Genomic DNA, 25,691 nt, shown 5'->3' with positions numbered 1-25,691 from the left:
TAGAACCTTTTGGTTGGCTAACAAAAGTTGCTTCCTTCACTGAAGCGTGGCGTCAGCCACTTTTGTACTATAAACAAATAAAAAACTAAAGAAAAATTGCACATACAAGATTTAGAAATGCAGCAATAAAAGTGATATACAATATAACTTTAAAAAATAAAAAGTATATACTAATTAAATTAATAGTATATACAAAGAGTGATTCATATGATAATATAAAATTAAAGAATAAAATGACATATTAATACAAAGTTTAATTTAGATGGAGCATACCATTTATTATGAATAATTAGTAAGCGGTATATTAATAATTTATATATTAAGAACTAGTTGAGGAGGATACACAATGGCAAAGAGTTTAGACGAATTAAAATCAATATCTAAAGAAATTAGAAAAGACATAGTTAAGATGCTTACTGAATCAGCATCAGGGCATCCAGGAGGATCACTATCAGCAACTGATATTATGACTGTATTATTTTTTAAGGAAATGAATTTAGATCCTAACAATGAAAAGGATCCAAATAGAGATAGATTTGTTTTATCAAAAGGCCATGCTGCCCCTGTACTTTATAGTGCTTTAGCTAGGAGAGGATATTTCCCAGTTGAAGAATTATCAACTTTAAGAAAGTTTAAGTCAAGATTACAGGGACACCCAAGTATTCAATACTTACCAGGAATTGATATGTCAACAGGATCATTAGGCCAAGGAGTCTCTGCAGCAGTAGGGATGGCTTTAGCTGGAAAGATAGATGAGAATGATTACAGAGTTTATACATTATTAGGTGACGGAGAATTAGAGGAAGGTCAAGTATGGGAAGCTGCAATGTGTGCTGCACATTATAAATTAAACAATTTAACAGCATTCATTGATTTTAACGGATTACAAATTGATGGGGATATTACTAAGGTTATGAATCCTTGTCCAATAGATAAGAAGTTTGAAGCTTTTGGTTGGAATGTTTTAGTTATTGATGGACATAACTATGAAGAAATTATAGATGCTATAGAAAAAGCAAAAGAATGTAAAGATAAGCCTACAGCAGTAGTTTGTAATACAGTAAAAGGAAAAGGTGTATCATTTATGGAAAATCAAGCTGCATGGCATGGTACAGCACCTAGCAAAGAACAATGTGAAACAGCATTAAAGGAATTAGGAGGGGAAATTTAATGAGTAAGAAGATTGCAACAAGAGAAGCATATGGAAAAGCTTTAGCAGGATTAGCTAATACTAATGAAAATATAGTGGTTTTAGATGCAGATCTTTCAAAATCAACAAAGACTTCAGAGTTTAAGGATGTATGTCCAGAAAGATTCTTCAATATGGGAATTGCAGAAGCAAATATGGTATCAGTGGCTGCAGGACTTGCTACTTGTGGAAAGGTTCCTTTTGTAAGTACATTTGCTATGTTTGCTGCAGGAAGAGCATTTGAACAAATAAGAAATTCAATTTGTTATCCAAGATTAAACGTAAAAGTATGTGCTACTCATGCTGGTATAACAGTTGGAGAAGATGGTGCATCACATCAAACTGTGGAAGACTTAGCATTAATGAGAGCAATACCAAATATGGTTGTTATTTCACCATCTGATGCAGTAGAAACAAAAGCAGTTATAGAAGCAATAGCAGAATATAATGGTCCTTGCTATGTAAGATTAGGTAGATCGCCTGTTAATGTTGTTAACGATGAAAGCACATATAAATTTGAACTTGGTAAAGGTGTACTTTTAAATGAAGGTACAGATTTAACAATAGTAGCTACAGGAATAATGGTAGATGTTGCTTTAGAAGCTAAAGAAATCTTAGCATCACAAGGTATTTCTGCAAGAGTTATCAATATCCATACTTTAAAACCAATTGATTCAGATATTTTAGTAAAAGCTGCTAAGGAAACTGGAGCAATTGTAACAGTTGAAGAGCACAGCGTAATTGGTGGTTTAGGTTCAGCAGTATCAGAAGTTTTAGGAGAAGTTTGCCCAGTACCAGTAGTTAAGGTTGGGGTTAATGATCAATTTGGTCAAAGTGGAAAGCCAGATGAATTATTAGAGTACTATGGATTAACAGCTACAAACGTTGTTGAAAAGGCTAAAAAAGCTATTGAATTAAAAAGATAGTTAAAAATTTTATTAATACAGATGATGAATCAAAATGAAATATTCTTGATTCATCATCTTTTTATAATTAAATGGATAAATTTAAGATTAGATTTATAAGTGAAACCAGGATTTTAATTACAATTTCATAATTCGTATTTCATAATCTAGTTTTTATAAATGTTTATGATATAATTTTGCATTGGAATAATATTCAATGTAAATGGCATAAAAAGAGGTAAAAGAGGAAACATAATTATAGTAATTTAAATAATAGGAGTATATTATGAATAAAGGTAATTTAAGAGATTTTATGTTAATAACTTTTGGTGTGTTTCTCGTAGCAATATCGGTAGTATACTTTTTTCAACCTAATAATATTGCTGCAGGAGGGGTAAGCGGTATAGCAATAATAATTAATAATTTTGTCCCAGGTATACCTATAGGTCTATTGGTTTTAATGATGGATTGTATTTTGTATATAGTTGCCTTTCTTGTAATAGGTAGCAAATTTGGTGGCAAGAGCATTTATGCCAGTCTTACTTTGTCAGGGATAATGTGGTTATTAGAAAAGGTATTCCCTTATAAAGCTACAAATGACCTTATGCTTGCAACTATTTTAGGAACAATAATTTCAGCATTAGGCTTAGCAATTGTTTTTAATTGCAATGCATCTACTGGTGGAACTGATATTTTGGCAAAGATACTACATAAGTTTTTCCACTTTAACATAGGAAAGTCACTGCTGATAGTAGATTTTATAGTTACACTAGCAGGAGCAATGACATTTGGAGTTCAAAAAGGACTATATGCGGTATTAGCAGTAATAATAAGTGGCTTTGCAATAGATAAAGCTATTGCTGGTTTTAATATTTGTAATGAAGTTACAATAATAAGCAAAGAAAGTAAAAAAATAAGTGAATTTATTTTAAATGATTTAGGAAGAGGTTGTACATTTATTAATGGTATAGGAGGATTTACTGAAAAGCAAACTACTATACTTTATACTGTTATAGGCAGAAGTGAATTTATTAAGCTTAAGAGATATATTAGCCAAATAGATAATAATGCCTTTATAACTGTCAGTGAAGTAGCTGAAGTTATGGGAGAAGGCTTTAAAGAAATTAATGGAGAATAATTAAAGGATGGGGTGGTACAAATGAAAAAAATAAAAGAATATGCATTAACAACATTAGGAATAGTATTAACAGCCATTGCACTTGAATACTTCTTCTTTCCCAATGATATAGCAGCTGGTGGAGTTTCAGGTATAGCTCTTGTAATTAATGGAGTTACTGGTTGGAATATAAGTATAATGGTCTTCATATTAAATATTATTCTATTTATTCTAGCTTTTGTTGTTTTAGGAAAAGGATTTGGTGGAAAGAGTATATATGCCACTGTAATGCTTTCTGTAGTAATGGAGATAATTGAAAGAGTATTTAGTCCAGGAATATTAACAGATAATATGTTTTTAGCAAGCTTTTTTGGTTCAGCACTTTTAGCAATGGGATCAGCAATAGTATTCCATCAAGGTGCATCAACAGGAGGAACTAGTATATTAGCAGCTATAATAAGTAAATTTACATCTTTAGGTGTGGGTACATCATTATTATTAAATGACTCAATTATATGCCTTCTAGCAATTAATGTTTTTGGTATAGATAAGGGGTTATTTGGTTTCTTTAGTTTAATATTAATAGGACTTCTTATTGATAAGTTTATTGATGGGTTTAATACATGTAAGCAAGTATTTATAATTACCAGCAAAGCTGAAATGGTAGTTAACTTTATTAATAAAGATATAGATAGAGGATGTACAGTATTAAATGGAAAAGGTGGATATACTGATAGTGAAGTAAAGATTGTTTATACAGTACTTAGCAGCAATCAATTCATTACATTAAAAAGCTTTATTAAGGAAAATAATCCAGAAGCGTTCATTACAGTAAATGACTCTAAAGAAGTGTTAGGATTAGGATTTAATAACGATTACTAAAAATTGGATAATCTTAAATAGTTAGGTACATTGTTGGTCAATAAGGTTTTATGTGATATAATCAATTTAGAGTTTTGGAGAAGGAAGGATAAGAGGTGTTTTAATGATAGAATTTAATAATGTATCAAAGATATATAACAACAATGTAAAAGCGTTATCAGATGTAAGTGTTAAAATAGATTCAGGTGATTTTGTATTCTTAGTTGGACCTTCAGGATCAGGAAAGTCAACTTTTATAAAAATGTTATTAAAAGAAATTGAACCTACAATGGGAAATATTACTGTTGCAGATAAAAAATTATCAGAAATAAAGAGAAATCAAATACCATATTACAGAAGAAAGATAGGTATGGTGTTTCAAGATTTCAGACTTATACCAACATTAAATGTTTATGAAAATGTTGCCTTTGCTATGAGAGTTGTGGAAGCTTCTCAAAAGGAAATAAGAAAGAGAGTACCAATGGTGTTATCTCTTGTTGGATTATCTCATAAATATAAAATGTTCCCAAATGAATTATCAGGGGGGGAGCAACAGAGGGTGTCACTGGCTAGAGCTATAGTAAACAATCCATCTGTGCTTATAGCCGATGAACCTACAGGTAACTTAGATCCAGATACAGCAAAAGAAATTATGGAATTATTAGAAGATATAAATAGATCAGGTACAACAATAGTTATGGCTACTCATGCTAAGGATATAGTTGATAGTATGAAGAAGAGAGTTATAGCTATAGAAAAAGGATCTATAGTGAGAGATGATAGAAAGGGGATGTACGAAAATGAAAATTAATACAATAAATTATTTTATAGTAGATGCCCTGAAAAGTATAAAACGTAATATAACAGTTAGTTTTGCTGCTATGTTAACTGTGCTAGTAACATTTTTTGTATTAGGTACATTTACATTAGTTGGTTTAAATTTTAATAAAACTATAGAAGATGTAGCTGATAAGATTGAAATAAAAGTTTATTTACAAGATGACATAAAACTTGTAAATCAAAGGGAAGTAGAAATTAAATTAGCAGAGCAGGAAGGGGTAAAGGCAGTTACTTATGAATCAAAAGATGAAGCCTTTACAAAACTTAAGAAGGATTTAGAAGGAAATAGCGGTATGCTTGAAGGATATAGTCTTGAAAATAACCCGCTAGCAAGTTCATATATAGTTACTTTAGAGGATGCGTCATATGCAGGTGATGTAAGTAAAGCTGTAGAAGATATGACAGGTGTTGAATCTATAACTAATCAACAAGAATTAATAGAGAAAATAAGCAACGTAGTTGATTTTGTACAAATATTAGGTATAGTATTATTCTTTGTATTTATAGGAGTATCAATATTCTTAATAATGAATACAATCAAACTAGCAGTATATTCAAGAAGAAGAGAAGTAGGAATAATGAAGTTTGTTGGGGCAACAGACTGGTTTATAAGATGGCCTTTTGTTATTGAAGGTATGATAATTGGAGCTGTTGGTTCATTACTTGCAACGGCAATACTGTACTTTATATATAGAGGAGTATTTGGATTTATAGCAAGTAATCTTTTAATAGCCAACTTAGTTCCAGTATCATTTGTATTAACAACATTATTAGGAGGATTCCTATTAGGTGGAATAGTAGTTGGAGCCATTGGAAGTATAGCTGCACTAAGAAAGTTCTTAGTTGTATAAAAAATAAGTGCTTATAAATAAATTAATTAATAAGGAGCTGTAAGGTATTTACGGCTCCTTAGTTTCGTTGAAAAAGCAAAAAAATATATAGATAAATAAAAAAAGAAGCTTAACATTTATTTAAATTAATATTATTATTTAAGATATAGAAATAATAATCATAAAGCTATTTAACATAAATTGAAAGGAAGTAGAGAAATGGAGAATTATAGCAGAGAGGAAAAAGAAGGTAGGAAAGATAAATTTAAATGGTTAAAGATTGCTGCCATAGCTGTATTATTTATAGGAACAGGAATTGGAATGTTTTATGGAGGTAATATTGTAGCAACCAAAGGATTTATTTTGACTGGAGTTCCTGAAAAAGCTGTTGAGGACTTAGGAAAAATAAGTGACTCAGATAAATATAGTGATTTATTTGAGCTTAGAAGTTTGCTTATGGCAAAATATGATGGAGATATAGATGATACTGTACTTTTAGAAGGTGCTATGAAAGGAATGGCATCTGCATTAGGTGATCCATATACTGTTTACATGAATTCAGAGGAGTATGTTGATTTCGTAGAATCAAATAATAACTTCTATGGAATAGGAGCTCAAATTGGTGTAAGAGATGAAAAAGTAGTAATAATAGCACCAATTGAAGGTTCACCGGCAGAGAGGGCTGGAATAAAGGCAGGAGATGTAATCTTACAAGTTGATGATTATGAGGTTACTGATGCTAATAGTGAAGAAGTAGTATCAAGAGTTAGAGGAGAAGAAGGAGTTTCAGTAAAGTTAATTGTTAAAAGAGGCCAGGAGACCCTACAATTTGATGTAGTACGAGAAGAAATTCAAAGTGAATCAGTAAAAGGTGAAATATTAGAAGATAATATTGGATATATTCAAATTACTACATTTAGCGATGAAGATGTAAGTGTTAAGTTTACAGAAAAGCTTAATGAATTAAAAGAAAGTGGAATGGAAAGATTAATATTAGACCTTAGAGGAAATCCAGGAGGATATTTAGATAAATGTGTTGAGATAGCATCTAACTTTATTCCAGAAGGTGAGATGATTACTTATACTATAGATAAATATGATAATAAACAAGTTTCCTTATCGCAAGGTGGAGATGCAATTGGTATGCCATTAGTAGTATTAGTAGATGGTGGCAGTGCCAGTGCATCAGAAGTTGTTACTGGTGCATTAAAGGATAATAATGTGGCAACAGTTATAGGAACTACAACATTTGGAAAAGGTATAGTTCAGCAGCTTATTCCTTTTGTGGAAAGTGATGGGGATACTGGAGCTATTAAAGTAACAACATCAAAGTATTATTGTCCTAATGGGGAAAATATTCATGGTAAGGGTATAGAGCCAGATATTACTGTAGAATTAAGCGAAGAAGTGTTAAGTCAAGAGTATAGTAGGGATATTGATACACAATTCCAAAAGGCATTAGAGGTAATAAGAGAAAAATAGTAACTTAGGAGGCTACAAATGGAGCTGATAACATATAGTCTGAGAACTGTAGCAGAAGCAATAATTAAACCAACATATTTACTAATGCTTATAGTATTTGGCGTAATATTTTATTTAAAAAACAAAAGAACTTCAATGATACAACAAATGACCATTGGAGAAGTAATTGATACTCCATTGGAATTAACATTATCACAACTTGTAATAGGTATATTAGCAGGCACAATAGGAAGTATTATACTATCAGTATTAGGCGTTAGCTTTGGTAATAACTCAGGTATAGAATTTATTTTTATAACATCAATACTATTATTGATAATAAGACCAAGGCTTGTATGCTTTGCTTATTCTGGAGCAGTGCTTGGAGCAGTTAGTATGATATTAAATATAATATTAAATAGTATTGGAAAGCAGTCATATATTAATGTAAATATACTATCATTAACCAGCTTTATAGCTGTGCTACATATGATTGAAGGAATTATTGTCATGGTAGATGGTAATAGAGGGGCCATTCCAGTATTTAGTAATAGGGACAATAAAATAATTGGAGGGTTTTCATTTAATAGATATTGGACTATACCAATAGCTGTAATGATAATGATTAGTGGAGATTCTTCAGGAACAGGAATAATTTCAGCACCAGCATATAATTGGTGGCCTATTATTAAAGATTCAAATTTAATGACAATGTTAGCAGTAGCATCTTTAACATTTGTTCCTTTTTATGGTGTGATAGGCTATAGTTCTGTTACTTTTACTAAAAGAAAGAAGGAGAAAGTTATAGGTGCTGGTATAGGGATATTTTTATATGGAGTATCATTACTTATAGTTTCACAATTATGTAGTATTGGATTAATGGGAGAAATTTTAGCATTAGTTTATATGCCATTAGGGCATGAATTATTAATTAAGTTTGAAAGAATGAGAGAAAAACGTGGAGAATACTTATATGTAAGTGATGAAAATGGCATATCAATACTTGAAGTAGCACCTAATTCTGTTGCTTTCGAAGCTGGAATTAGAAGGGGAGATAAGATTTTAGCCATAAACGGTGAACCTGTAACTTCGGAAGTGGATATTTTAAAAGCCGTTAAGGAATCTACTGCTATGTTGCCTATTAAAATAAAAAGCCAGTACGGTAAGATAAATGATTATATATTACAACCAGGTAATAGAAGATTGGGAGTATTATTAGTTCCTCGTATGGTAAAGAGTGAAAGTAGAATTGATATAAGTAGCGATGAATTTAAAAGAATATTAGAGGAATTAAAAAGCAAAAAGTAGTAATTGCAAATGTAATTACTACTTTTTTCATAGCTTAAATTTAGATATTAATATTTAAATGTTAATAAATTGTACAAAATGTTAATAATAAGTAGAATAGAGATATAGTAATAATTATGACGGAGTTGATAATGAAATGAATAAATTTAAGATACATTCAAAATTTAAACCCATGGGAGATCAGCCAAAGGCCATTGATTCATTGGCACAGGGTATAGAAGAGGGGCAAGAATTTCAAACCTTATTAGGGGTTACTGGTTCAGGAAAGACTTATACCATGGCAAATATTATAGAAAAGGTTCAAAAACCAACCATAGTACTAGCACATAATAAAACTTTAGCAGCTCAATTATGTTCTGAATTTAAAGAATTCTTTCCAGACAATATAGTTGAATATTTTGTATCCTATTATGATTACTATCAACCAGAAGCTTATGTGGCTTCTACTGATACATTTATAGAAAAAGATGCATCTATAAATGATGAAATAGATAAGCTTAGACATGCTGCTACATCAGCGTTATTAGAAAGAAGAGATGTAATAATTGTTGCATCAGTTTCTTGTATATATGGGTTAGGTAATCCAGAAGAATATAAAAAGCTTACAATATCTTTAAGACCTGGAATGGAAAAAGATAGAGATGAAATTATAAGAAAACTTATAGACATTCAATATGAAAGAAATGATATAGATTTTTCAAGAGGTACATTTAGAGTAAGAGGTGATTCTTTAGATATAGTTCCATCATCATCATCTAATAATGGAATAAGAATAGAATTCTTTGGTGATGAAATTGATAGAATAAGAGAATTTGATGTGTTAACAGGAAAGATAATTGGAGATAGAAAGCATGTATCAATAACTCCAGCATCTCACTTTGCTGCTTCACAAGAAACAATAGATAAAGCAATTAATGTAATAGAATATGAATTAGAGGAAAGATTAAAAGAACTTACATCACAAGATAAACTTGTGGAGGCTCAAAGATTGAGACAAAGAACAAACTATGATATAGAAATGATAAAGGAAATGGGATATTGTAGTGGTATAGAAAATTATTCTAGAATTCTTGATGGAAGAGCACCAGGAACGCCACCACAAACATTATTAGATTATTTCCCAGATGATTATTTAATGTTTATTGATGAAAGTCACGTTACGTTACCACAAGTTAGGGCAATGTATGCTGGAGATAAATCAAGAAAAGATAATTTAGTAGAGTACGGATTTAGACTTCCATCAGCTTATGATAATAGACCATTACAGTTTAAAGAATTTGAAGATAAGATAAATCAAGTTGTTTTTGTTTCTGCTACACCAGGCCAATATGAAGTAGATCATTCTACTAATATAGCAGAGCAAATAATACGTCCAACTGGACTAATAGATCCTGAAATAGAAATAAGACCTGTAAAGGGGCAAATTGACGATTTATATGGAAGTATTTTAGAAACTACAAAGAGAGAGTTTAGAACGTTAGTTACTACATTAACTAAAAAAATGGCAGAAGATTTAACTAAGTATCTTACTGATCTTGGTGTGAAGACAACATATATGCATTCAGATATAGACACCATTGAGAGAATGGAAATCATAAGAGATTTAAGACTTGGTAAATATGATGTACTTGTGGGAATTAACCTTTTAAGAGAAGGTCTTGATATACCGGAAGTTGCTTTAGTAGCAATTTTAGATGCTGATAAGGAAGGATTCTTAAGATCAGAAACTTCTATGATACAAACAATCGGTAGAGCAGCTAGAAATGCTGAAAGCAAGGTTGTTATGTATGCTGATACAATAACAGGTTCTATGGATAGAGCCATTAAAGAAACAGAAAGAAGAAGAAAGATTCAAATGGATTATAATAAAGAACATGGCATAGTACCTAAGACAATTAAAAAGGATGTAAGAGATGTCATTGGAAATATAATGGTTGCAGAAGAAGCTGAAGCTTATGAAGTTGATAGCACAGGATTATCTGAAAAAGAAAAGGCTAAATTAATAAAGGAATATACTGCTGAAATGAAGGATGCCGCTAAGAATCTTCAGTTTGAAAGAGCTGCAGAACTTAGAGATATGATTAAAAAGCTTGAAGAATAGGTTATTATTTATAAAGAGTGTTGCTTTTAATATATAAAATTATTAATTGAGAGGTAGATAAAATATGAATAAAATTTTAGTGGTAGAAGATGACTGGGATATTAATGGGTTATTATACAACATATTAGAACAAAATGGTTATGAAGTAAAAGCAGCATATTCAGGTAGTGAGGCTAAGATGTGCTTGGAACAAGGAAAATTTGATTTGTTACTTTTAGATTTGATGCTTCCAGGAATAAAAGGTGAGGATTTAATTGATGAAATAAGAAAAAGCAGTATCATACCCATAATAGTTATTTCAGCAAAAAGTGCACAAGAAGATAAAATAAATGTCTTAAAGATAGGTGCTGATGATTTTATCTCAAAGCCTTTTGATATAAATGAAGTTATTGCAAGAGTAGAGGCACAATTAAGAAGATATAAAAGATTTTCTAATTTAACTGGTGAAAATAATAAAATAGAGCATAAGAATCTTATTATTGACACAGAAAGTAGACAGGTGTATGTAGATAAGCAAGAAGTTATATTAACAGCAAGAGAATTTTCAATTTTAGAGCTTCTTATGAAGAATCCCCATAAGGTATTTACAAGAGCTAATCTTTTTGAATCTGTATGGCAAGATGAATTTATGGGAGATGATAATACTGTTAATGTACACATAAGTAATCTAAGATCTAAGCTAAATAAAGCAGATAAGGAAAACGAATATATACAAACAGTATGGGGAATAGGTTTTAAATTAAAAGAATAATATATAAAAAGAATTCAGTTTTTTATCTGAATTCTTTTTTTGCAACAAACAAAAATGTGAATATAAGTAATATTATGGTAAAATTATAAAGTAAGTATAAATATAGTGGGGAGTATCATGGAAGTTAAAGAAGCGGTAAAAGAAGATAAAAATTCAGGATATAAGCAATTGTTAAATGAAAAAAACTTTTTACTTAATACATTTGCTAATATAGTATCAAGATTTGGGGACGGAATAGATACAATTGCCTTTTCATTGCTTGTTTATCAAATTACAGGCTCTACATTATTAGTGGCAACATTATATGCTATTAATGGTATACCTAACATAATATTTAGTATGGTAAGTGGAGTTGTTTGTAAGTATATTACTGATAAAAAGATTATGGCCATATGTGATTTTGGAAGAGGGGCATGTGTTACTCTTGTTGCAGTTTTGTTTATCACAGGAAATTTAGCAACTTGGCATTTATATGTAATTACATTTTTAAATTCATCCTTTGAGTCTTTTAGAGGACCAGCAACAACATCAATTATTCCTAAAATATTACCGCAGGAGAAAATGGAATATGGAATGGCATTTATGTCATCAGGAACAAAAGTAGCAGAAATGATTGGACTTGCTTCAGCAGCATTTTTAATAGGTATTTTAGGATTAGGAGGAGCTATTATTATTGATGCAGTAACATTTTATATCTGTGGAGTATTAATAATGGCAATAAAATTAAAAGACAAGCTTGTTGTCAATGAAAAGTTAACAGTTAAAAGTTATTTTATTGATTTAAAAGAAGGTTTTAGTTATGTAAAAAAAGATGGATTATTATTAAATATAGTAATATTTGCAGCTGTAGTAAATGCATTACTTGTACCATGTAATTCAATGCAGGCTCCTTATGTAAAAGTGTTTTAAACTCAGGAAGTAGTGCTATGTCAGTAATGAGTATATCAACATTGGTAGGAATGACTTGTTCAACAGTTTTGGCACCTAAGATAAAAGAGAAAATAGGAAATAAAAAAATGTTTATATCAGGTGGAATAATTGTAGGAATATCATATTGCATATTATCTCTATTAGGAACTTTACCACAGTTAGCTATGTATGTTGCATTATCTATAGATATGTTTGTATTAGGTGTAGGAGCATTATTTTTAAATTTTCCACTACAAATAATAATGCTTAAGAGTGTTCCAGGAGAATATTTACCAAGAGTTGCTTCTATATTTAATGCAGGAGCATTATGTGCAACACCAGTGGTATCATGTATAGTAGGTGCTATTTCAGAATTTACAAGTATTAAAATACTATTTATAGGATTTTGTATGGCTGTTGTAATATTATATATATTGCAGTCATTTAGTAAAAACATAAAAAAATACGATAACTATTAGAGAATTAAAAATTAAGAATTAAAAATGGAAAATTAATGAGAAAATTCAGCTTTAGGGCTGAATTTTTTTATAGAATAAAATCATTAACCTTAATTATTAACTTTCATTTATGAATTTTAAAGAAACTCTTTAGAGTTTATACAGAAATTCATCATTCATCATCCATAATTCATCATTATCTAACCAACTTAATACTTTCTTAATATTTTCTTTAAGTTATCTTATAGGTATCTAGATAGAATGTAAATATATAAAAGGACAGGGAGGAAAATTAAGGTGAAGGAAGCAGTACTTAAAACTTATAATCTTTGTAAGAAATATAAAGATCAAATGGCTGTTGATAATGTTAGTATGACCATAAGAAAAGGTGATATATATGGATTTATCGGACAAAATGGAGCTGGTAAGACTACTTTAATAAGAATGATTACAGGACTTGCTCATAGGACTTCTGGAGAAATAGAGCTTTTTGGTGGAAGTGGAGAAGAAGCTTTAAATAAGGGGAGAGAATTTATAGGTAGCTTAATAGAAAGCCCAGCATTTTATAAAAATATGACAGCTAGAGAAAATCTTGAAGTATCTAGATTAGTAAGGAATATACCAGGAAAGGAATGTATTGATGAGGTTTTAAATTTAGTTGGCTTAAAGGATACAGGTAAAAAGAAGGTAAAAGACTTTTCACTAGGTATGAGGCAGAGGCTTGGAATTGCCAATGCACTACTTGGAAATCCTAAGCTTTTAATTCTTGATGAACCAATAAATGGACTTGATCCAATGGGAATAATTGAAATAAGAGAATTATTAAAAAAGATAAATAAGGAAAAGGATATTACCATATTAATTTCAAGCCACATATTAGGAGAGCTTTCAGAAATGGCCACTACTTATGGAATCATAGCTAATGGCAAGCTTATTGAGGAAATATCTTCATCAGAGTTATCGCAGAAATGTAGACAATATATAGATTTAAAAGTAGATGATGCAAAAAAGGCAGTAATCCTTTTAGAACGCCAATTTGGTATAACTGATTATGAAGTTTTAGAAAACAACAAGATAAAAATATTTTCACATTTAAATGAAACAGGAGCTATTAATATGCAATTATCTAAAGGTGTCGTAGTAGTTGAAAAGATAGATATAAAAGGAGAAAAGCTGGAAGAGTATTTTATGGACAGAGTTGGAGGTGAAGTAAGTGTTTAGAATGTTAAGGGCTGAATTTTATAAGATGTATAAAAGCAGGGGCTTTAAGGTGCTTTGCATAGTAGCAATATTATTAGGTTTATTAAATGTGGTTATGAATAATGTAATAAATGAGGAATTCTTAAGCAAATCTTTAGGTACACAAGTTTCAGAAGAGCAAATGGAGTCTTTGATTAATAATGATTCTGATGAAATAATTTCACCAGGAAGCCTAGGATTTCATACTAATGGAGCAAAAGATCCCTTTAACATAACTGCTGTAGAAGCATTTCACGCTTCTTTTGGTTCAGGTATAATGGAAATACTTATTGCAGTTCTTGTGGGAACAATGGTAGCTAAGGAATATTCAGAGGGAACTATAAAAAATACTTTAGCTTATGGTAAAAATAGAACAAGCTTCTATATAGCTAAGTTTATTAATATAATTGCAGGCTCAGCCATTATTATGGCAATAATGACAGGGGTTACTACTTTAGGAGTCATCATTACAAAGGGTTGGGGAGAGCAGTTTAAATTTACACAATTGATTCATATGGTTGAGACTTTTTTAGGAGCAGTGATAGTTTTTGGTGCAGTGGCGGCAATAATAATGGTTATATCATCTTTAGTAAAAAGCAATGGGGCAACCATAGGTATATCAGTGGCGTTATTTATATTATTACCAACAATGGCTAGCTTCTTATATGGTGTTTATGATTGGTTTGATAAGATATATGAGTTATCATTATTTTATAACAGTGCATTAGTTACAGCAATTAAAGCAAGTTTACAGGATGTTATTAGAAGCATGGTAATAGGTGTAGTTACCATGGCTATTGCACTGGTAGCTGGTATAACTATATTTAGAGGTCAAGATATAAAATAACTGGAGGGTTATTAAGATGTTAGAAATAAGAAATTTTTCAAAAAGCTATAGCAAAGGAAAAAATGTTGTTGAAGATATATCATTAAAAGTAAATAATGGTGAAATATATGGCTTTGTTGGCCATAATGGAGCAGGTAAGACAACCACAATAAAATCTATAGTAGGTATACTTGATTTTCAACAGGGAGATATACTAATCGATAATATGTCCATTAAAGATGAGCCTTTAGAATGTAAGAAGGTTATGGCATATATACCAGACAATCCAGATATATATGAAGCTTTGACTGGAATACAATATTTGAATTTTATTGCCGACATATATAAGGTGAGCAAGGAGCAAAGGGAAGAACTTATAAGACTTTATGGTGATAGATTTGAACTTACACCTTATCTAGGTGATTTAATTTCTTCTTATTCCCATGGTATGAAACAAAAGCTTGTGGTAATTTCAGCCCTTATTCATAAACCAAAGCTTTTAGTGTTAGATGAGCCTTTTGTAGGGCTAGATCCTAAAGCAGCCTATACCTTGAAGGAAATAATGAGAGAAATATGTAATGAAGGCAGTGCCATATTTTTCTCCAGTCACGTTCTTGAAGTAGTTGAGAAGCTTTGTGATAGAGTTGCCATAATCAAGAACGGTCATATAGTTGCTGAAGGAAAGACAGCAGAAGTAAAGGGTAATAGTTCACTTGAGCATGTATTTTTGGAGTTGATAGATAATGAGTAATTTAGCATCTTTATTAAAGGTAGCTTTTTATAATACCACAGGTATCAATAGCTTATCTAAAAATATAAAGGAAGGCAAAGAAAAGAAGAAGTTAATATTTACATCTTTTATGGTTGTTTTTATTGGTCTTACTCTTGTATTGATGTCAAGTACTTATAGTTATGGATTAGCAGAGGTATTAAAGCCCATGGGACAACTACAATTACTATTATTATTTGCAGTAATTATTAGTTCTGTAATAATAGTGTTTACTTATATTTATAAAGCACCAGGCGTATTATTTTCAGCAAAAGATTATGAATTGTTAAGTTCTTTGCCAATAAAAAGCAGTACTGTTTTATGTAGTAAGCTAATGGAAATGATGATTATAAATTATATATTTACATCATTAATTATCGTTCCAGTATCAATAGTTTATTTCATAATCAGTGGAAATACTAGCTGGACATTCTTTTTAGTGATGCTTATAGGTTTAATCTTTATTCCTATGATTCCAGTGGTGTTAGCATCAATTATTGCAATGATAATATATTATATTTCATCTAAGTTTAAGCACAAAAATGCCATGTCTATAATCATTGGTTTATCAGCAGTGATGTTAATTTTATATGCTTCCATAAGAATGAATGATATTATTAATTATTTTATGCTAAATAGTGAATCCATAGTAGAAGGTTTTGGCAAGGTATATCCACCAGCACAATATTTAGCAGAGGCAATGGTTGATTTCAATTTAGTGTCATTGGTTAAATTTATTGCAGTTTCAATTATTCCATTTAGTATATTTATTGCTGTATTCAGTAGAATTTTTAGTAAGATAAATAAAATATTAGGTGAAAACTATAGAAAATCAAATTATAAATTAGGTCAGCTAAAAACAAGCAGTCAGTTATCAGCATTAACTAAAGGTGAACTAAGGTTATATTTTTCAATACGTATTTATGTTATGAATACAATTGTAGGTATGTTAATAGTTTTAGGGGTGGCAGTACTTTCATTATTTAAAGGTAGTGAATTTATTACATCAATTTTAGTAGTTCCTGAGATAAGTACAATGTTAGAAGCTGAAAAATTAAGTGCTTTAATTGCTTGTGGTACATTAATTATTACTATCTTTGGTATAGGTTTAACATGTACTACAATGTCTAGTATATCCTTAGAGGGAACAAATTTATGGATTAAAAAAACATTGCCAGTAAGTGAAAAGGAAATATTTAAAGCCAAGATAATCAGTAATTTAATATTAACAATTCCAGCAGCTATTTTAAGTAATATAATATTTTATGTGGCATTAAAGTTTCATGTTATATATTTAATGTTAAATATAATAATAGCCATAGTATTTTCAGTTTTAAATGCTGTGTTAGGATTATTGATTAATGTATATTTTCCAAAGCTAGACTGGTCAAATCCAACGGTAGTTGTTAAGCAAAGTGCAGCAGTATTTATAGGTATAGTTGTAACTTTTGCTTCTATTGCATTACCAATAGCGGTCTTCTTATTATTGAAAGTAGAAAATATATTAATGTTCTTAAGTTTTCTAGCAATAATCTTCTTAGCTGTAGCTTTTATAGCTTGGAATATATTAATGACAAAGGGTGTAAAACAATTTAAGATGTTATAGAATAAATATGGGGTGTATGAATATACATCCCATATTTAGATTAATTAGGAGAAAAGAAATGGTTTTTAATATTATAGCTATAATTATAATTATTGTGCTTATTATGGTTATAGCAGGTTATAAAAGGGAGTTTAAAAGTATAGTTAAACAAATAGATAATCATTTAGATGATTATGTAAATATAAGGACTGGTACTTCTGATAAGGATTTAGATAGATTGGTAAGTAGAATAAATCTTTTATATGATGGCAGACAAAAGGTAAATTCTGAAAAGAAGAAGGTTGAAGAGGATTTAAGGGCAAGTATATCTAACATGTCTCATGATTTAAGGACGCCTCTTACTTCCATAATGGGATATATGCAGTTAGTAAGGTCACCTAGGATCACTGAAAAAGAAAAAGAAGAATATATGGATATCATTGAAAGCAGGACAAAATACTTGCAGACACTGATTAGCAGTTTCTATGAACTTTCAAGGATAGAAGGAAATGAATATAAGTTTAATTATAAGAAGATAAATTTAAGTGCTTTATTATGTGAAAATATAGCTTCTTTTTATAATGATTTTATGGAAAATGGTATTGATCCTATAATTGAAATTGATGAAAAAGTTAGAGATATTATTGCTGATGAAAATGCTGTAAACAGAATATTTGCTAATTTAATAAATAACGTCCTTAAGCATGGTGAAAGCTTTGTGAAGATTACCTTAAAGGAAGATGGCAATAAAATAGTGACAGAATTTATTAATGGAGCATCTGATTTAAGTGAAGAAGATGTGGAAAAGATATTTGAAAGATTTTATACAGCTGATAAATCAAGAAGTGATAGGAATACTGGCTTAGGACTTTCCATAACAAGAAGTCTTGTAACACAGCTTGGACATGAAATAAAGGCTAAATCGGAGGATGGAAAATTAGTTATAAGTATAACTTGGAATATAAGAAATTAAAAATGTAAAATTAAAAGTTTATCTACTTTTGTTTTATAATAGAATATAATTATGAAGATATGTTAAAAATTAATATAGAGGTGAGTTATGGATAATTTAAAGGATATTAGATGGAAACAAAGATTTGAGAATTTTGATAAATCATATAAATTATTAAATAAATATGCTAAGCAACCAATTACAACTGAGCTTGAAAGAGCTGGTATAATTCAATTTTTTGAAATGACTTTTGAATTGGCGTGGAAGGTATTAAAAGATTATTTAGAAGCGCAGGAGTATTTAGTTAAAAGTCCCAGAGAAACTGTTAAGCAAGCGTTCCAAATAGGTTTAATTGATAATGGACATATTTGGATGGATGCATTATCAAATAGAAATTTAACAACACATACATATGATGAAGAACTTGCTAATAAGATGACAAATGAGATAATAACTATGTATTTACCAGAGTTGGACAAAATGTATGAAAAGTTATCTAAGGAGCTATAAATATGTTTGGGTTAATTGAAAGAGATATAGAATATATAGTAAAGGCCATGAAGAAATTTAATGAAATAGAAAAGGCAATAGTTTTTGGTAGTAGAGCTATTGGTAATTATAAAAAGGGATCAGATGTAGATATTGCAATAATTGGTGATGGTATTGATAGAAGGACAGTATATAAGTTAGATGATTATTTAAATGAAGTTTATCCATTACCATACTTTTTTGATATATTACAATATAATTGTATTACAAATGAAAACTTAAAAAAGCATATAGATAATGAAGGGAAAATTATCTATGAAAGAAAATAAGGTGTTTTTATAACACCTTATTTTTATAAAATTAGAATATATTTAAATAAGAGGGCTATATTAAATAAAGAAAGTTACTCTTCATCACTTATAAAGTGATATATTCCACATTTTTCACATAGATATAATTTTTTTCTTTTAGTATCTTCTGTATCATCAATTACTAATCTAAAAGTCAATTCAGAATTACAGTCTTTACATAAATACATATTAATTTTCCCTCCTGGATAAATATGCTATCAAATATAAAGTAATAATTCAATGCATAAATATTGCCAATTAATTATGCAAAAATAAATGTAATTGACAATAAAAAATAACAACTCTAAAATAGTAATAAAGAATGTCTGTTCGAGATTAAATGTAGAATAATATGATAAAAATAATAAAAGAAATAATTTCTATAAAATGAATGGCGATAAATAAGGGAAGAGGTGGACTTTATGAAAGATAAAATCGTAGTAAAAGGTGCAAGAGTACATAATTTGAAGAATGTTTCATTGGAGATACCAAGAGATAAGCTAATAGTTTTTACAGGGCTTTCTGGTTCAGGAAAGTCATCTTTAGCATTTGATACTTTATATGCAGAAGGACAAAGAAGATATGTAGAGTCCTTATCATCATATGCAAGACAATTCTTAGGGCAAATGAATAAACCAGATGTTGATAATATAGAAGGATTATCACCAGCAATTTCAATAGATCAAAAAACCACAAGCAAAAATCCAAGATCAACTGTTGGAACAATAACAGAAATATATGATTATTTAAGATTATTATATGCTAGAGTAGGTATTCCACATTGTCCAAAGTGTGGTAAGGAAATTACTCAGCAATCTGTGGATCAAATTGTGGATAATGTCATGAAACTTGGGGAAAGAACTAAGGTTCAAGTTTTAGCGCCAGTGATTAGAGGAAAAAAAGGTATGCATGAAAAGGTCCTTGAAAATATAAGAAAGCAAGGCTTTGTTAGAGTAAGGATAGATGGCGAAATTTATGAAATAGCTGAAGAGGAAATCAGTTTAGAAAAAAATATTAAGCATAATATAGAAGCAGTTGTAGATAGACTTGTTATTAAAGAAGGCATAGAAAGCAGATTAGCTGAATCTATCGAAACTGCTTTAAAAATGGCTGAAGGATTAGTTATCATAAATGTAGTAGGACAGGAAGATATCCTGTTCAGCGAACATTTTGCTTGTCCTGATTGTGGTATAAGCATAGATGAATTAGCACCTAGATTATTTTCATTTAACTCACCATGGGGAAAATGCGAGAAATGTGATGGACTTGGAACATTAATGGAGTTTGATCCAGACCTAATTATTCCTGATAAAAGCTTAAGCATCATGGAAGGTGCAATAGCAACTTGGGGGGAAGGAAGATTAAAAGAAGATTCATGGACTTTTGCCATATTAAAAGCATTAAGTGCAGAATATGATCTTGATTTAAATAAACCTATTAAGGAATTTTCAAAAGAAGAGCTAGATCTTTTGTTATATGGAACACAAGGCAAGACTTTGAATGTTAAATATAAAAAAGATGGTTCCCTAAACACTTATAGATATGCTTATGATGGTGAAATAAATACATTAGATAGAAGATATAGGGAAACTAATTCTGATGTTATTAAAGCTGAAATAGAGCAATATATGAGTGATAGTTATTGTCCAAAATGTAAAGGAGCACGTCTTAAAAAGGAAGCATTAGCAGTAGCTGTTGGAGGCATAAACATTTATGACTTTACAAAGATGTCCATTAAAGATGAATTAGAGTTTGTAAACTCTTTAGAGTTCTCTGAAAAGGATAGGATGATTAGTGATCAAATCATTAAGGAGATAAAGAATAGATTAGAATTCCTTGTTAATGTTGGACTTGATTATCTTAATCTTTCAAGAAATTCAGGAACACTATCAGGAGGAGAATCTCAAAGAATTAGATTGGCAACACAAATTGGTTCAGCACTTATGGGAGTGCTATATATACTAGATGAGCCAAGTATAGGTCTTCATCAAAGAGATAATGACAAGTTGATTCAAACTCTTAAAAATTTAAGAGATGTAGGAAATACAGTTATAGTAGTTGAACATGACGAAGATACTATGAGAGAAGCCGACTTTATCGTAGATATAGGTCCAAGAGCAGGTGAACATGGTGGACAGATAATAGCAGCAGGGCCAGTGGAAGAAATAATGGCTTGTAAGGAATCCATAACTGGTCAATATCTAACTGGTGAAAAAAAGGTTGAACTACCAGCTGAAAGAAGAAAAGGTAATGGTAAGTTTATTAAGATAAAAGGTGCAAAAGAAAATAACCTTAAGAATGTTAATGTAGATATTCCGCTAGGAACATTAACAATGGTTACTGGTGTATCTGGTTCAGGAAAGAGTACCTTAATTAATCAAATACTTTATAAGGGATTAAATAAACTTGTGAATAAAAGCAAGAATCCAGTTGGAGCTCATAAGGAAATATTAGGTTATGAAAATATAGATAAGATTATTGATATAGATCAAAGTCCAATTGGAAGAACACCAAGATCAAATCCTGCAACATATACAGGAACTTTCGATATTATCAGGGAATTATTTGCTCAAACAACAGAAGCTAAAATGAGAGGGTATAAGCCAGGAAGATTCAGCTTTAATATAAAAGGTGGAAGATGTGAGGCTTGTGCTGGTGATGGAATCATCAAAATAGAAATGCAATTCTTATCTGATGTTTATGTTCCATGTGAAGTATGTAAAGGAAAAAGATATAACAGGGAAACTTTAGAAGTTAAATATAAAGGTAAGAATATAGATGATATATTAAATATGACTGTAGAGGAAGCCTTAGAATTCTTTGAAAATATTCCAAGAATCAAAAATAAAATTCAGACATTATATGATGTTGGTTTAGGATATATTAGATTAGGTCAGCCATCAACACAATTATCAGGTGGAGAAGCTCAAAGAATAAAGCTTGCTTATGAATTATCTAAGAGAAGCACAGGAAAGACATTATATATCTTAGATGAACCAACTACTGGACTTCATGTAGATGATGTAAATAGACTAGTACAGATTGTTCAAAGACTTGTGGATGCAGGTAATACTGTAGTAGTTATTGAACATAATTTAGATATGATAAAATGTGCAGATTATATTATAGATTTAGGACCAGAAGGTGGAGATAAAGGTGGTACTATAGTGGCTAAAGGGAAGCCAGAAGAAATAGTGAAAGTAGAAGATTCATACACTGGAAAATATCTTAAAAAGTTATTAAGATAATAATTCATGGGTTGTTATTTTTTTCAATAACTATTAATATTAAGATTGAAGAACAGTAGATAGAGGTGAAGAAATGAGTATTAGCAAGATAATGGCCTTTGTATTTGGGATAGCCTTTATTGTATTTTTGTATGGAATAATATATTATTCATTAAAAATAATGTACAAGGATGTAAAGACTGGTGGTAAAAAGAAAAGTAATCCAGCAGCAAGAAAATATGCAGTGGAAGTAATTAATCCAGGGGCTAGTGAGGATTTAGAAGAAGGTTCTGTAATTTTAGTCAGAACAGAATTAACAATAGGTAGAAGAGAAGATAATTTAATAGTTTTATCAGAGCCATTTGCATCTGGTTATCATGCTAAATTATATGTTAAAAATAATAATCTTTATATTCAAGATTTAAATAGTACTAATGGTGTATATGTAAATGATGAAAGAATAAAAGATAAGGCAAAATTAACAGCTGATGATGAAATAAAAATAGGAAGTGCTATTTTTAAAGTATTAAAGCCAGGAAAGCAATAGAGGTGGTTAAAGGCATGAAAGGATCTAAGCAGGAAAAGAGATTATTAAGAATGATTTATTTACTATGCTTACTACTTTTCACTTATCTGGGCTTGCAATCAAAGCCCTTTGATACTCTTGCAATAGTTATGGGAGTAGTTCTATGTGTTTTAATAGGCTATTCCCACTTTGTAATTAGAAGGTATTATCCTGATGGTGATAAATTTATTTTAAATTTTGCAAGTGTTTTAGCAGTGGTAAGTATAGCTATGCTTTATAGAATTGATAAAGCAACTTCTGTAAAGCAATTGGTATGGGTTACTATTGGAGTAATAGGTTACATATTAGTGGTAGCCATAATACCGGATATGAGCAGGTTTGCTAAATATAAGAATGTTTATATGATTGCAACCATAGTGCTTATGCCTATGGCATTTTTATATGCAAAAATAACTGGAGCATCAGCTATTGGTGGTGCTTATAACTGGATAAGTATAGGTAAATTCATGGTTCAGCCTTCAGAGTTTGGGAAGATAACATTAGTGCTATACTTGGCAGCAGCTTTTTCTGAATATGAGGATAATGGAAGTATTAAAGATGATATAAAGCAACTGATAGTGCCAGCTTTAGTTGCTGGATTTTCACTTATATTCCTAGTTGCACAAGCTGATTTAGGTTCAGCACTTATATTCTTTGGAATAATTATCAGTCTTCTTTATGTGGCAACTTCTAAAAAGCTATATGTAGCATTAAGTTTAGGTGGTGCTACAGCAGGAGCCATATTAGGATATAATCTTTTTGCCCATGTAAGGGAAAGAGTTATGATTTGGAGAAATCCATGGGAATATGCTTCTGATGCAGGATACCAATTAGTACAATCTTTATATGCTATTTCCTCAGGTGGACTTGTAGGAAGTGGACTTGGGCAAGGATATGTAGAGTATATTCCAGTAAATGATTCAGATTTCATATATGCAGCAATATGTGAAGAGTTTGGCATGATATTTGCCGTTGGTTTAATGATAATATACTTCTTATTATTCTTCAGAGGTATCAGATCAGCATATGTTACCAATGATAAGTTTTCACAGCTGTCTGTTGTAGGTTTTAGTACCATGATAGCATGTCAAACATTAGTTATTATAGGTGGTATTTTTGGAGTAATTCCTTTAACAGGTATTACACTTCCAATATTAAGTTATGGTGGTTCATCAGTGCTTACCATATTCTTTGCTTTAGGAATATTACAAAAGGTATCAGAGGAGGCGTAAGAGTATGGATGAAAATAAATTAGCTAAAAGTGTACAACACGTAATGGTTGTGTTTTTGTTTTTATTTATAGCATTAATAACATATATAGCATATTTTCAAGTGTTTAGAGGTCCTAAAATAGCTGAGGATTCAGGAAATGTAAGAGTTCTAGCAGCAAAAAATGAAGTTATTAGAGGTACTATTTATGATAGAAATGGTACACCTTTAACTGAAACTACTAAGATTAATGATTTAACTCAAGATAGAAAATATCTTTATGGTGATTTATTAGTTCATCCATTGGGATATTACGATGAAGTCTACGGAATGTCAGGTCTGGAATCAGAATATGATGATGAATTAAGTAGCAACAGTTTTATAGGAAATAGTTATAGAGCATTTTTAAGTAGCATAGATTTTGCAGGATTAGTTAGTGATATAAAAGATGACTTAATAAACGAAAAGAAATTAAATTTATCAGAAAACTTTAAGACTTTTGTAGATAAGATTAAAGTTAAAAATGAGGAAGAAGAAAATGAAGCAAAGGTAGGAAATAGCATAGTTACTACTTTAGATTTAGAATTACAGCAGGTAGCTAGCGATGCATTAGGAGATAATAAGGGGTCAGTAGTAGCCATAAATCCTAAGACTGGAGAAATACTGGCTATGGTTTCTAAGCCATCCTTTGATCCAAATGATCTAGGGGCAGCACTGGAGGCGGCTTACAGCGGAAGTGATGAAGAGACTCCTCTTATTAATAGAGCTATCGATGGATTATATCCACCAGGTTCAGTATTTAAAACCGTTACTTTATCAAGTGCCTTGGAAAACATCCCAGGGGTAGCTAATAGGACATTTAACGATCAAGGAAAAATTATTTTTGATGATGGAACTACTTTAAATAACTATGCATATCAGTCACATGGAGCCATTGATTTAAGATATGCCTATAGAGTATCAAGTAATGTTGTTTTTGGAACATTAGCTATGGAATTAGGTAATAGTACTTTAAAACAAACAGCAGAAAACTATGGATTTAATTCAGTTATTAGTGGTCCAGGGTTAACTATAACAGCAAGTCAGTTCCCAACACTAGAGAGCTACGCCCAAGGTGAAATAGCACAAAGTGGTATTGGTCAAGGTGGAGTTTTATCTACACCAATTCAAATGGCCTTAGTGGCAGCAACAGTTGCTAATGATGGAGTGATGATGCAACCTAGATTAGTAAACTCCATTTTAGATAGTGCAGGTAATACTGTTAAAACAATGGAAGATACAGAATTAAAGCAAGTGGTTTCAAGTGATATAGCTTCAACTATAAAAAGCTATATGAAATATTTAGTAGATAATAATCTTTATAGATGGCCAGCTTTTGAAGGAACAAATGCTGGAGGAAAAACAGGTACAGCAGATTATAAATTACCTGATGGAACAGATGCAATTCCACATGCATGGTTTATTTCAGCAGCACCAATTGATGATCCAGAAATAGCAGTGGCTGTTATTGTAGAAAATGGTGAAAGTGGAGCAGTAATTTCAGCTGAAATTGCCAGCTACGTAGTAAGAAAAGCAGTACTTGGATATTAATACAGAAGAGGAAGCTCTTCGAAAAAAAGGAGCTATAAGCTCCTTTTTTTAATTATGAATGATGAGTGATGAATGATGAATTGCGGAATAAACTCCATGGGAGTTTAAAAAAGAATATATTTTAAGAAACTCTTTGAGTTTCATCATTAATTCATCATTC

Annotated in this window: 23 protein-coding genes and 1 pseudogene; 23 read left to right on the top strand and 1 reads right to left on the bottom strand. The window is 30.5% G+C overall.

Annotated elements, in window-relative coordinates; translation table 11 throughout:
* Positions 1-346: 346 nt before the first annotated feature.
* The 19 genes and pseudogenes from Q5O44_RS06005 (at position 347) to Q5O44_RS05915 (ending at position 18,919) form a co-directional block, all read left to right on the top strand.
* Positions 347-1,171 (top strand): transketolase, encoded by an 825-nt coding sequence (locus Q5O44_RS06005; RefSeq protein WP_022167495.1) that lies wholly within the window; start codon positions 347-349, stop codon positions 1,169-1,171.
* Positions 1,171-2,115, top strand: coding sequence for a transketolase family protein (locus Q5O44_RS06000; protein WP_022167494.1), 945 nt, complete (start codon positions 1,171-1,173; stop codon positions 2,113-2,115). Before Q5O44_RS06005 ends, Q5O44_RS06000 begins: the two co-directional genes overlap by 1 nt.
* A 265-nt stretch (positions 2,116-2,380) precedes the next feature.
* Positions 2,381-3,232 (top strand): YitT family protein, encoded by an 852-nt coding sequence (locus Q5O44_RS05995; protein WP_022167493.1) that lies wholly within the window; start codon positions 2,381-2,383, stop codon positions 3,230-3,232.
* Positions 3,233-3,253: 21 nt separating this feature from the next.
* Positions 3,254-4,093 (top strand): YitT family protein, encoded by an 840-nt coding sequence (locus tag Q5O44_RS05990; protein WP_022167492.1) that lies wholly within the window; start codon positions 3,254-3,256, stop codon positions 4,091-4,093.
* A 103-nt stretch (positions 4,094-4,196) separates the two neighbouring features.
* A complete protein-coding gene (ftsE, locus tag Q5O44_RS05985; protein WP_022167491.1) occupies positions 4,197-4,883 on the top strand; it encodes a cell division ATP-binding protein FtsE in 687 nt (228 codons plus the stop codon).
* Positions 4,873-5,763 (top strand): permease-like cell division protein FtsX, encoded by an 891-nt coding sequence (gene ftsX / locus Q5O44_RS05980; protein ID WP_022167490.1) that lies wholly within the window; start codon positions 4,873-4,875, stop codon positions 5,761-5,763. The genes ftsE and ftsX overlap by 11 nt, the downstream gene beginning before the upstream one ends.
* Positions 5,764-5,961: 198 nt before the next feature.
* Positions 5,962-7,224: a S41 family peptidase gene (locus tag Q5O44_RS05975; RefSeq protein WP_022167489.1), complete on the top strand. Its 1,263-nt coding sequence runs from the start codon at positions 5,962-5,964 to the stop codon at positions 7,222-7,224.
* A gap of 18 nt (positions 7,225-7,242) precedes the next feature.
* Positions 7,243-8,511 carry a PDZ domain-containing protein gene (locus Q5O44_RS05970; RefSeq protein ID WP_022167488.1) on the top strand — a complete coding sequence of 423 codons (1,269 nt, stop codon included), beginning with the start codon at positions 7,243-7,245 and terminating at the stop codon, positions 8,509-8,511.
* 136 nt (positions 8,512-8,647) lie between these two features.
* Positions 8,648-10,612 (top strand): excinuclease ABC subunit UvrB, encoded by a 1,965-nt coding sequence (gene uvrB / locus Q5O44_RS05965; protein ID WP_022167487.1) that lies wholly within the window; start codon positions 8,648-8,650, stop codon positions 10,610-10,612.
* A gap of 64 nt (positions 10,613-10,676) precedes the next feature.
* The gene (locus tag Q5O44_RS05960; RefSeq protein WP_022167486.1) at positions 10,677-11,363 is read left to right on the top strand and encodes a response regulator transcription factor; all 687 of its coding nucleotides are present in this window, start codon (positions 10,677-10,679) and stop codon (positions 11,361-11,363) included.
* A gap of 117 nt (positions 11,364-11,480) precedes the next feature.
* Positions 11,481-12,272: an MFS transporter gene (locus Q5O44_RS05955; RefSeq protein WP_022167485.1), complete on the top strand. Its 792-nt coding sequence runs from the start codon at positions 11,481-11,483 to the stop codon at positions 12,270-12,272.
* A gap of 11 nt (positions 12,273-12,283) precedes the next feature.
* A pseudogene (locus Q5O44_RS05950) lies at positions 12,284-12,751 on the top strand (MFS transporter); the annotation flags it as partial.
* Positions 12,752-13,027: 276 nt separating this feature from the next.
* On the top strand, positions 13,028-13,951 hold the full coding sequence (locus Q5O44_RS05945; RefSeq protein ID WP_022167483.1) for an ABC transporter ATP-binding protein: 924 nt from the start codon (positions 13,028-13,030) through the stop codon (positions 13,949-13,951).
* 1 nt (position 13,952) lies between these two features.
* A complete protein-coding gene (locus Q5O44_RS05940) occupies positions 13,953-14,816 on the top strand; it encodes an ABC transporter permease subunit (RefSeq protein WP_291660376.1) in 864 nt (287 codons plus the stop codon).
* 16 nt (positions 14,817-14,832) lie between these two features.
* Positions 14,833-15,546 carry an ABC transporter ATP-binding protein gene (locus Q5O44_RS05935; RefSeq protein WP_022167481.1) on the top strand — a complete coding sequence of 238 codons (714 nt, stop codon included), beginning with the start codon at positions 14,833-14,835 and terminating at the stop codon, positions 15,544-15,546.
* Positions 15,539-17,170, top strand: coding sequence for a hypothetical protein (locus Q5O44_RS05930; protein WP_022167480.1), 1,632 nt, complete (start codon positions 15,539-15,541; stop codon positions 17,168-17,170). The genes Q5O44_RS05935 and Q5O44_RS05930 overlap by 8 nt, the downstream gene beginning before the upstream one ends.
* A 58-nt stretch (positions 17,171-17,228) precedes the next feature.
* Positions 17,229-18,122 (top strand): sensor histidine kinase KdpD, encoded by an 894-nt coding sequence (locus tag Q5O44_RS05925; RefSeq protein WP_022167479.1) that lies wholly within the window; start codon positions 17,229-17,231, stop codon positions 18,120-18,122.
* Positions 18,123-18,209: 87 nt separating this feature from the next.
* Positions 18,210-18,611: a nucleotidyltransferase substrate binding protein gene (locus Q5O44_RS05920; RefSeq protein WP_022167478.1), complete on the top strand. Its 402-nt coding sequence runs from the start codon at positions 18,210-18,212 to the stop codon at positions 18,609-18,611.
* Between the two features lie 2 nt (positions 18,612-18,613).
* Positions 18,614-18,919 carry a nucleotidyltransferase domain-containing protein gene (locus tag Q5O44_RS05915; protein WP_022167477.1) on the top strand — a complete coding sequence of 102 codons (306 nt, stop codon included), beginning with the start codon at positions 18,614-18,616 and terminating at the stop codon, positions 18,917-18,919.
* 74 nt (positions 18,920-18,993) lie between these two features.
* Here Q5O44_RS05915 and Q5O44_RS05910 read toward each other — a convergent pair whose 3' ends face one another.
* On the bottom strand, positions 18,994-19,128 hold the full coding sequence (locus Q5O44_RS05910) for a hypothetical protein (RefSeq protein WP_022167476.1): 135 nt from the start codon (positions 19,126-19,128) through the stop codon (positions 18,994-18,996).
* Between the two features lie 234 nt (positions 19,129-19,362).
* On the opposite strand from Q5O44_RS05910, the gene uvrA reads away from it, so the two are divergent.
* The 4 genes from uvrA to Q5O44_RS05890 all read left to right on the top strand — a co-directional run bounded on the left by uvrA (position 19,363) and on the right by Q5O44_RS05890 (position 25,531).
* A complete protein-coding gene (uvrA, locus tag Q5O44_RS05905) occupies positions 19,363-22,188 on the top strand; it encodes an excinuclease ABC subunit UvrA (protein WP_022167475.1) in 2,826 nt (941 codons plus the stop codon).
* Positions 22,189-22,261: 73 nt separating this feature from the next.
* Entirely contained in the window at positions 22,262-22,714 is a 453-nt protein-coding gene (locus tag Q5O44_RS05900; RefSeq protein WP_022167474.1) for an FHA domain-containing protein, read from the top strand.
* Positions 22,715-22,728: 14 nt separating this feature from the next.
* Positions 22,729-23,964 carry an FtsW/RodA/SpoVE family cell cycle protein gene (locus Q5O44_RS05895; protein ID WP_022167473.1) on the top strand — a complete coding sequence of 412 codons (1,236 nt, stop codon included), beginning with the start codon at positions 22,729-22,731 and terminating at the stop codon, positions 23,962-23,964.
* Positions 23,965-23,968: 4 nt separating this feature from the next.
* The gene (locus Q5O44_RS05890) at positions 23,969-25,531 is read left to right on the top strand and encodes a penicillin-binding protein 2 (RefSeq protein ID WP_022167472.1); all 1,563 of its coding nucleotides are present in this window, start codon (positions 23,969-23,971) and stop codon (positions 25,529-25,531) included.
* The last annotated feature ends 160 nt before the right edge of the window (positions 25,532-25,691 follow it).

This window comes from Clostridium sp. CAG:221, assembly GCA_000435835.1.
Taxonomy (GTDB): Bacteria; Bacillota; Clostridia; order Clostridiales; family Clostridiaceae; genus Clostridium.
Note: the sequence above shows the minus strand (reverse complement) of the source record. Positions and strands in the feature narration are given on the sequence as shown.